The sequence below is a fragment of the Blastococcus tunisiensis genome (assembly GCF_900112815.1).
GTDB classification, from domain to species: Bacteria; Actinomycetota; Actinomycetes; order Mycobacteriales; family Geodermatophilaceae; genus Blastococcus_B; species Blastococcus_B tunisiensis.
In genome coordinates, this window is sequence record NZ_FOND01000033.1 from 21,895 (window position 1) to 30,173 (window position 8,279).

The 8,279-nt window shown below is 75.3% G+C and carries 10 protein-coding genes; 4 read left to right on the forward strand and 6 right to left on the reverse strand.

Translation table 11 applies throughout. The features are described 5' to 3' along the window. Window positions 1-22 precede the first annotated feature (22 nt). Genes egtE through BM142_RS23610 form a run of 5 tightly spaced genes read right to left on the reverse strand, consistent with a single transcriptional unit; the run spans window position 23 to window position 4,018 of the window. Window positions 23-1,150, reverse strand: a complete 1,128-nt coding sequence (gene egtE / locus BM142_RS23590; RefSeq protein ID WP_092203919.1) for an ergothioneine biosynthesis PLP-dependent enzyme EgtE — start codon at window positions 1,148-1,150, stop codon at window positions 23-25. Next, window positions 1,147-1,884, reverse strand: a complete 738-nt coding sequence (locus tag BM142_RS23595; RefSeq protein WP_092203901.1) for an anti-sigma factor — start codon at window positions 1,882-1,884, stop codon at window positions 1,147-1,149. Before BM142_RS23595 ends, egtE begins: the two co-directional genes overlap by 4 nt. Then, on the reverse strand, window positions 1,865-2,461 hold the full coding sequence (locus BM142_RS23600) for an RNA polymerase sigma factor (RefSeq protein WP_254791208.1): 597 nt from the start codon (window positions 2,459-2,461) through the stop codon (window positions 1,865-1,867). Before BM142_RS23600 ends, BM142_RS23595 begins: the two co-directional genes overlap by 20 nt. 47 nt (window positions 2,462-2,508) lie before the next feature. After that, window positions 2,509-3,165: a class F sortase gene (locus BM142_RS23605; RefSeq protein ID WP_092203905.1), complete on the reverse strand. Its 657-nt coding sequence runs from the start codon at window positions 3,163-3,165 to the stop codon at window positions 2,509-2,511. Between the two features lie 31 nt (window positions 3,166-3,196). After that, a complete protein-coding gene (locus BM142_RS23610) occupies window positions 3,197-4,018 on the reverse strand; it encodes a DUF4397 domain-containing protein (RefSeq protein ID WP_092203907.1) in 822 nt (273 codons plus the stop codon). 106 nt (window positions 4,019-4,124) lie between these two features. On the opposite strand from BM142_RS23610, the gene BM142_RS23615 reads away from it, so the two are divergent. From BM142_RS23615 to BM142_RS23630, 4 genes are all read left to right on the forward strand, one after another. Continuing rightward, window positions 4,125-4,616: a DUF309 domain-containing protein gene (locus BM142_RS23615; protein ID WP_092203909.1), complete on the forward strand. Its 492-nt coding sequence runs from the start codon at window positions 4,125-4,127 to the stop codon at window positions 4,614-4,616. 2 nt (window positions 4,617-4,618) lie between these two features. After that, window positions 4,619-5,389, forward strand: coding sequence for a hypothetical protein (locus tag BM142_RS23620; protein ID WP_092203911.1), 771 nt, complete (start codon window positions 4,619-4,621; stop codon window positions 5,387-5,389). Window positions 5,390-5,476: 87 nt separating this feature from the next. Next, window positions 5,477-6,964 (forward strand): NAD-dependent malic enzyme, encoded by a 1,488-nt coding sequence (locus tag BM142_RS23625; protein ID WP_092203921.1) that lies wholly within the window; start codon window positions 5,477-5,479, stop codon window positions 6,962-6,964. Window positions 6,965-7,078: 114 nt separating this feature from the next. Then, window positions 7,079-7,933, forward strand: coding sequence for an Fpg/Nei family DNA glycosylase (locus tag BM142_RS23630; protein ID WP_092203913.1), 855 nt, complete (start codon window positions 7,079-7,081; stop codon window positions 7,931-7,933). Here the strand turns inward: BM142_RS23630 and BM142_RS23635 are convergent. Beyond that, a partial coding sequence (locus BM142_RS23635; protein WP_139229003.1) for an integrase core domain-containing protein occupies window positions 7,934-8,279 on the reverse strand: 346 nt, incomplete at its 5' end.

Consider the following 8,279-nt stretch of genomic DNA (forward strand, 5'->3'; position numbering starts at 1 on the left):
AGCTTTATCGCGATAAAGCTCGCTACAGGGCGGCGGCGAGGGCCTCGAGGTCGTCGAGGGCGACGTCGAGGTGGGGCGACACCCGCAGCACGGGGCCGGTCATCTCGCCCGGGGCCCGCTCGGGGCCGATCGCGCTGACCACGATGCCGTGCTCGGCGAGCAGCCGGCCGCGCACGCCGACGACGTCGACCCCGTCGGGTGGGCGCAGCGTCGTCGTCGCCGTCGGCTCGTCGAGCGGCTCGACCACCCGCCAGCCGCCGACGCCGTCGAGCAGGGCCCGGGTGGTGCGCCCGATCGAGGCGAGCCGCTCCCGCACGCGGTCCGGCCCGGCGGCGAGGTGCTCCCCGACCGCCACGACCAGCCCGACCCTGCCCGCCACGTGGGCCTCGCCGGACTCGAACGCCCGCATCGGCGGGACGTCGTCCCGCTCGGGCAGGACCGGCGTCAGCTGCGCGGCCAGGGCCGGCCGCACGCAGAGGACGCCGACGCCGCGCGGGCCGGCCAGCCACTTCCGGGAGGTGCCGTAGACGACGTCGGCACCGAGGTCGACGTCGGCGTGGGCCAGCGACTGCGCGGCGTCGACCACCAGCGGGACGCCGGCCGCCCGGCACAGCGCCGCCACCTCGGCCGCCGGCTGCAGCAGCCCGCGGTGGCTCGGGATCTGGGTGAGGTGCACGAACGACGGCGGGTCGGACGCGAGCACCCGCTCGACGCCCTCGAGGTCGACCCGGCCCACCCCGTCGGCGGGCAGCGGTTCCGGCCGCAGCCCGTAGGCGCGCAGCTGGGCGATGTTGGGCGCGTACTCGCCGGGCAGGCAGGCCACGCGGGCGCCGGCGGGCAGCCGCCACCCGGTGAGCAGGGCCACCAGCGCGGCCTGCGCCGACTCGACGAAGGCCACGTCCGCGGCCGCCATCCCGGCCAGCCCGCCGATCACCGACCGGCCCTGCTGCAGCAGGTCGTCCGCGGCGACCTCGGCCACGTACCCGCCGAGCTCGGCCTCGTGCCGGGCGTGGTGCGCCACCGCCTCCAGCGTGCGATGGCTCTGCCGGCTGCACGACGCGCTGTCCAGGTGCCGGCCGGCCGGCCGCGGGCGCGCCTTCCGCCAGGAGGCGCCGAGCTCCTCGTGGCGGAGGCCGGGATCCCCGTTCAGGCGTCCAGCTCCCCACGCGCGACGGAGACGCCCGAGTGCGTGGGATCCCCGTCGAGCGGCTCCACCGAGACGTCGACCAGCGGGAACTCGCCCAGGTCGAGGCCCGCGGGCAGCTCGAAGGTCTGGGAACCCGGACGGACCACACCCAGCGGCACCATGCCGACGACGTCGCGGTCGATCAGCCAGATCTCGTAGTAGCCGTCGTCCAGCTGCGGCGCGTCGAGGTCGACCTCGACCACCCGCGAACCGTCGGACTGCTCGATCACCTGGGCGCGGCCGGAGGCCTCGTTGTCGGCCAGCGGGTCCAGCGCCACGGCGGTGACCGCCTCGCCGCCGTCCTGACCCTGGACGACCGCCACCGCACCGGCGCCGACCACGGCCCCGGTGAGCACGGCGGCGGCCACGAGGAGCACGGGGCGCCGGCGCGACCGGAACGGCAGCACCTCGGCCTGCCGTGGCGCTTCCGGGGCAGGAGGAGCCTGCCGCGCGACCTCGGTGCGCGGGGTCGCCGAGACACCGGTCGCCGCGGCGATGCCCGCCCAGACACCCGGCGGCGGGGCGACGGGCGCCCCGGGGGCGGCCAGCTGCGGAACGGCGACGGCGTCGACCGCCCGCTGCAGGGAGGCGACCTCCGTCCGGCAGGGTTCGCACCCGGCGAGGTGATCGGCGTCGTCTGCCGGCAGGGGCTCGCGCAGTGCGGCGAGCGCGAGCTGCTCAGGCGTGCAGTGCTGCACCGTCCACCTCCAACCGTGTGCGCAGTCGTTCGAGCGTGCGTCTGATGTGGGACTTCACCGTGCCCAGGGGGATCCCGGTGCGATCGGAGATCTGGGCGTGGGTGAGGTCCTCGAAGAATGCGAGTTCGATGATCCCGCGTTGGGGCTGCCCGAGCCGGTCCAGTTCCTCGAGCACGAGGAAGCGGTCGGCGACCTGGCTGTCGAAGCCGGCGGTGACGCGCCCGGTGGGTGCTGCCTGCGCCTCCGACATCGCGGCCTCGGTCTCGCGCCGCTGGCGCTCGCGCTTGGCCCAGGTGTCGGCGATCTTGTGCCGGGCCACGCCCACGAGCCAGCCGGGCAGCGGGCCCTTGTCGGGCCGGTAGCCGGCCCGCCCGGTCCAGGCGGAGACGAAGGTCTGCTGGGTGACGTCCTCGGCGTCCGGCCCGGGTCCGAAGGCCCGCACGGCCATGCCGTGGATCTGGCCGGCCCACCGCTCGTAGGCCAGCGCCAGGGCCTGCTCGTCACCCGCGGCGAACCGCCGGCCGACCTCGCGGTCGTCCGGTTCCACAGCGTTGCGCTGCGCGGGCAGGGGATCCACGCCCACGACGCTACCCATGTCCACCGGCCGGACGGCGAGAAGCCCGGTCATCGGAGTGGCTCGGCCACGACGACGACGTTGTCCCGGTAGCTGGCGTACTCCTCGAGGAACGGCCCTCCGCAGGTGATGAGGGTCAACCGGGGCGGTCCCTCGCGGGCGAAGAGGCGGTCCAGCGGCAGCACCTGCTTCTGGATCACCTCCCGCGAGACGATCCGCCAGGTGGTCGTCGTCCCGGAAGCGTCGGTGACGGCGACGTCCTGGCCGACCTGGGCGTCGCGGAGCGGGGCCATCGCCCCGAGTCCCTGCTCGCGGTCGTCGACGTGCCCGGCGATGACCGCCGACCCGTCGTCGCCCGGAGCGGGGCCGAACCGGTACCAGCCCACCCGGTCCACCTCGGCCGGGATGGTCATCTGCCCGTCCGGTTCCACCCCCACGGGGTCGACGGTCGTGTCGACCCCGAGGGCCGGGACGGACAGGCGCACCGGCGCGGGCCGCTGCTCCTGACCGTCGGGGGTCGCGGGCCGGGTGGTGACCTCCGGCAGCGTCCCGACGGCCTCCCGGCCACCGGCGGACGACGCCGGGGCCGGGAGGACGGACTCCACCGGTGCGCCCGCCGACGCCTCCGGCCGGGTCAGTGCCCACGTCGTCGGCGCAGCGACGGCGAGGGTCAGACCGAGGACGGCGGTGGCGAGGGCGGGACGCACGGTGGTCTCCTACCTGCGGGACGCGGCTGGGTCAGCCGTTGTTGCGGGCCAGGCGCAGGGCGCCGGCACCGGCCGCGACGAGGCCGAGCACGGACAGCGCGGCGACGGGCGTCGGGATCGAGCCGTCGTCGACGAGGCCCGCGGAGCCGCCGGGGACACCGGTCGGCGCGGAGTGGGCGCCGCTGATCGTCTGGACGGCGAGCTCGTAGCCGGCCTCCTCGGAGCCCCACGCGTACACGATGTTCGTGGTGCCCTCGGCGAGGGTCAGGTCGGCCGGGCCGATGGCCACGGTGTCGGTGCCCGCCACGACGACGTCGGCGCTCACCGTGCCCGCGGGAACGGTCAGGCTGGCCTCGGAGGGGTTCTCCAGGCCGGGGACGACGACGGTGCCGCCGGCCCGCACGTCGACGGCCGGAGCCGCGGCGGTGTGGCGGACGGTGACGCGGGCCTCGCCCGCGGCGACGGCGGAGACGTCGTTCACGAACGGGGTCAGCGCGGGCTGGCCCTCGGCGGTGAGGTGGGCCACGACGGTGGCGTTGGCACCCGCGGGCACGGCCACGCCGTCCGCCGAGAGCAGCGGGGTACCCGAGCCGTCCGCGGCGTCGGCCGGGAAGAGGGCCAGGTCGTAGGAGCCGGCCGGCAGCTGCAGCGGGTCGGTCAGGGTGCCGGGCTGGAAGTCGTCGATCAGGCGCTCGCCGTTGGCGTAGACGTCGACCGGGAGGTCCGGGACGGCGTGCAGCACCGAGACCGTCGCGGTGTGGTTGTCGGCCAGCGCCGGGGTGGCGATCAGGACGAGGGCCCCGGCCGTGCTGAGGACACCGGCGGCGCGGAGGGAGGTGCGGGTGGTGGTCACGTGAGGTTCCTTCCTGGAGCGGAACTGCCTTGTCACTCCTCCTTCACGGAGTCCGCGTGCCGTGGATGCAACGGCTCTCAACTATTTCTCGGAGCACACTGACCGGGTGACCACCGACCGGGACCGCGACGCCGGAGGGCGCGCCCGCAACGCCCGCCCCCGGGACGCCCTCGGCCGCCCCCTGCCGTACGGCGCGGTGGGGGAGGAGCGGGCGCCGGAGGGGATCGTGCGCGAGCCGCGGCGGGCCCTGGCCGAGGCGCAGGAGCTGCTCGACGCCGGCCGGCCCTTCCACGCCCACGAGGTGCTCGAGGACGCGTGGAAGTCCGCACCCGAGGCGGAGCGGCAGCTGTGGCGGGGGCTGGCCCAGCTCGCCGTCGGCCTGACCCACGCCGCCCGTGGCAACGCCCGCGGCGCAGCCGTGCTGCTGGAGCGCGGCGTCGGCACCGTCGAGGCCTACGCCGCCGCGCCGCCGCATGGCATCGACGTCGCAGGGCTGGTGCACTGGGGCCGGGTGCTCGCCACCCGGGCGCGCGCCGGGGACCTCGACGCCGCGACCGTGCCCCGGCTGACCGGTGGGCCCCGCCGAGTGGAGGGGTGAGGATGCAGGACACCGCACGGACCGTCGCGGTCGCACTGGCCGCGGTCGCGCAGGTCGTGGGCAGCCCGGTGGGTTCCGCGCTGGCCGGGCGCAGCGTGGGGGACATCAGCGACCGGACGCAGTCGCTGATCACGCCCGCCGGCTACGCCTTCACGATCTGGGCCGTCATCTTCGCGGGATCGCTGGCCTGGGCGGGCTACCAGGCGCTGCCGTCCCAGCGCGGCCGCGCCCTGCACCGGCGGACGGGCTGGCCGCTGGCGCTCGCCTTCGCCGGCAACGCACTGTGGGAGGTGCTGTTCCCGCTCATCGGGGTCTCCCAGCCGCTGGTACCGGCGGTCCTGCTCTTCGGCATCGTGACGGCGACCGCGCTGGCCTGGTCGCGCGTGCAGGATCTGCGATCCGAGGGTCTCGACCGGCTGCTGCCGACCGCGGTCGCCGGACTGCTGCTGGGCTGGGTGAGCGTCGCGGCCGCGGTGAACGTGGCCAGCGCCGGCGTGGCGCTCGGCGCCTCGGCGACGGGCGAGCAGGCGCGCCTCTGGGCCGTCTTCGCGCTCGTGGCCGTCGCGGTGCTGGCGTCGGCGCTCGTCCTGGCCGCCCAGACGGCGGCGGGCCCGTACGCGCTGGCGGTCGTCTGGGGCCTCGTCGCGATCGCCGCGGACGGCGGGCCGACCGTGGTGACGGTGTCGGCGCTGGCGGCGGCGGCCACGGTGGCCGTGGCGCTCGGGGTGCGCACCGTCGTCCGGCGGGATCCGGCGTCGCTGCTGGTCGGCTGACCTGCACGGGTGTGGGGCACGTCGCGTCCGCCGGCCCGGCCGTCACCCCGGCCGGCGGCCGCCGGCGGTGAGACCATGGACGGCGCCATGAGCACCGAACCCGCGCCTGCCGCCGTCGAACCCGTGCCCGCCGCCGTGCCCCGTGGGCCGGTCACCTCCGCGTCGTACTCGATCACCGTGCGGCTGACCTCCGACGGCGATCCGGCCTCGATCGGGCGCATCGCCACCGCCGTGGGGTCCGCGGGCGGCGCGGTGACGGCCATCGACGTCGTCGACTCCCGCTCCGACGGGCTGACCGTCGACGTCACCTGCTCGGCGGCCGACGCCGGGCACTCCGAGGAGATGGTCGACGCGCTGCGCGCCGTCCCCGGGGTGACGGTGCGCAAGGTCAGCGACCGGACGTTCCTGCTGCACCTCGGCGGCAAGCTCGAGGTCGCCTCGAAGGTGCCGCTGAAGACCCGCGACGACCTGTCGATGGCCTACACGCCGGGGGTGGCGCGGGTCTGCCTGGCGCTGGCCGACCACCCCGAGGACGTCCGCCGGCTCACGATCAAGGGCAACACGGTGGCGGTCGTGACCGACGGGTCCGCCGTCCTCGGCCTCGGGGACATCGGCCCCGGCGCCGCGCTGCCGGTCATGGAGGGCAAGGCGGCGCTGTTCAAGCGGTTCGCCGACATCGACGCGTGGCCGATCTGCCTGGACACCCAGGACGTCGACGAGATCGTGCGCACCGTGGAGCTCATCGCCCCCGGCTTCGGCGGCATCAACCTGGAGGACATCGCCGCCCCGCGTTGCTTCGAGATCGAGAAGCGGCTGCGCGACAAGCTGGACATCCCGGTCTTCCACGACGACCAGCACGGGACGGCGATCGTCGCCCTGGCCGCGCTGAAGAACGCACTCCGGGTCGTGACCAAGCGGCTGGCCGACGTGAAGATCGTCGTCGCCGGCGGTGGCGCGGCCGGGACGGCGATCGTCCACCTGCTGCTGGAGGCCGGCGCCGGCCGGGTGCTGGTGTGGGACCGCGAGGGCATCCTGTCCCCCGACGACGACCGGCTCGGGCCGGCCAAGCGGGACCTGGCCCGGCGCACCAACCCCGCGTGCGTGCGCGGTGAGCTGCCGGACGCCCTCGACGGCGCGGACGTCTTCATCGGCGTCAGCGCGGGCAACGTGCTGGCCGTGGAGGACCTCGCCCGGATGGCGCCGGACGCCGTCGTCTTCCCGATGGCCAACCCGACGCCCGAGGTCGACCCGGTGCGGGCCCGCCAGCACGCGGCGATCGTGGCGTCGGGCCGCTCGGACCTGCCGAACCAGATCAACAACGTCCTGGCGTTCCCCGGCGTCTTCCGCGGGTTGCTCGACGCCCGGGCCACCGAGATCAGCGACGGGATGCTGCTCGCCGCGGCGGCCGCGCTCGCCGCCGTCGTCCGCGACGACCAGCTCAACGCCAACTACATCATCCCCAGCGTCTTCGACCCGGAGGTGACGACGGCCGTGGCCGCCGCCGTCGCCGAGCAGGCGCGGCAGGAGCCCGGGGCGACCGTCGAGGTCAGCGGGATCGAGACCACCCCCGCATAGGAAGACGGCCGAAGTGGCCACTTCGGCCCGCCCGCGCCACCCGATGGTGGCGTGGGAACGGCCGAAGTGGCCACTTCGGCCCCTCGGGGTGCGCTTTCCGGGGATGATCGTGCCGTGCCCGAGTTGCCCGAGGTGGAGGCGCTGGCCGCGTTCCTGCGCGAGAATGCCGTCGGCCACGTCCTGGCGCGCGCCGACCTGGCGTCGGTCCAGGCCATCAAGACCTTCGACCCGCCGCTGTCCGCGCTCGCCGGCCTCGAGATCACCGGGGTGGCCCGGCACGGCAAGTTCCTCGACCTCGACGTGTCGGGCCTGCACCTCGTCGTCCACCTGGCCCGCGCCGGCTGGCTGCACTGGCGCACCGGCCTGCCGGAGGCCCCGCCCAAGCCGGGCAAGGGGCCGCTCGCGCTGCGCGTGCACCTCGACGACGGGAACGGGTTCGACCTCACCGAGCAGGGCACCCGCAAGGGCCTGGCCGTCTACGTCGTCCGCTCGCCGGCCGAGGTGCCCGGGATCGCGCGGCTGGGCCCGGACGCCCTCGAGGTCGACCGCGAGCAGTTCGCCGCGCTGATGGCCGGCCGCAGCGGTCAGCTCAAGGGCGCGCTGACCGATCAGACGCTGATCTCCGGGATCGGCAACGCGTACTCCGACGAGATCCTGCACGCCGCCCGGCTGTCGCCGTTCAAGGGCGCCGACAAGCTCAAGGACGACGAACTGGTCCGTCTCTTCGACGCGGTGCGCGCCACGCTGACCGCCGCGCTGGAGCGCCAGCGCGGGCAGCAGGCGGCGACGATGAAGGGCGAGAAGCGCTCGGGCCTGACGGTGCACGCCCGCACCGGCCTGCCCTGCCCGGTGTGCGGGGACACCGTCCGCGAGGTCAGCTTCGCCGACACCTCGCTGCAGTACTGCCCGACCTGCCAGACCGGGGGCAAGCCGCTGGCCGACCGCCGGATGTCCAAGCTCCTCCGCTAGCTAGTTGTACTGCCCAGCCAGGTTGTTCAAGCGGGTGATCGGGGAGTGCTTGCCGATCGCGGTGTGGGGCCGGTGATGGTTGTACTCGTGCAGCCAGGCGGGCAGGGCTTTCCGGCGGGCTGACTCGCTGTAGAACATGCGGGCGAAAGCCCAGCCGTCGGCCATGGTGCGGTGGAAGCGCTCGATCTTGCCGTTGGTCTGCGGCCGGTAGGGCCGGGTCCGCTTGGGCGTGATGCCGAGCTCGAGGCATGCGTCGCGCCAGGCGTGGGAGCGGTAGGCCGAGCCGTTGTCGGATAGCACCCGCTGGGTGGTGACCCCGCGGGCGGCGAACCAGGCCACCGCCCGG

Bases quoted from the DNA above. Each gene is read 5' to 3' on its own strand.
- BM142_RS23625 (WP_092203921.1), top strand. From the start codon at position 5,477: ATGAGCACCGAACCCGCGCCTGCCGCCGTCGAACCCGTGCCCGCCGCC.
- BM142_RS23620 (WP_092203911.1), top strand. From the start codon at position 4,619: ATGCAGGACACCGCACGGACCGTCGCGGTCGCACTGGCCGCGGTCGCG.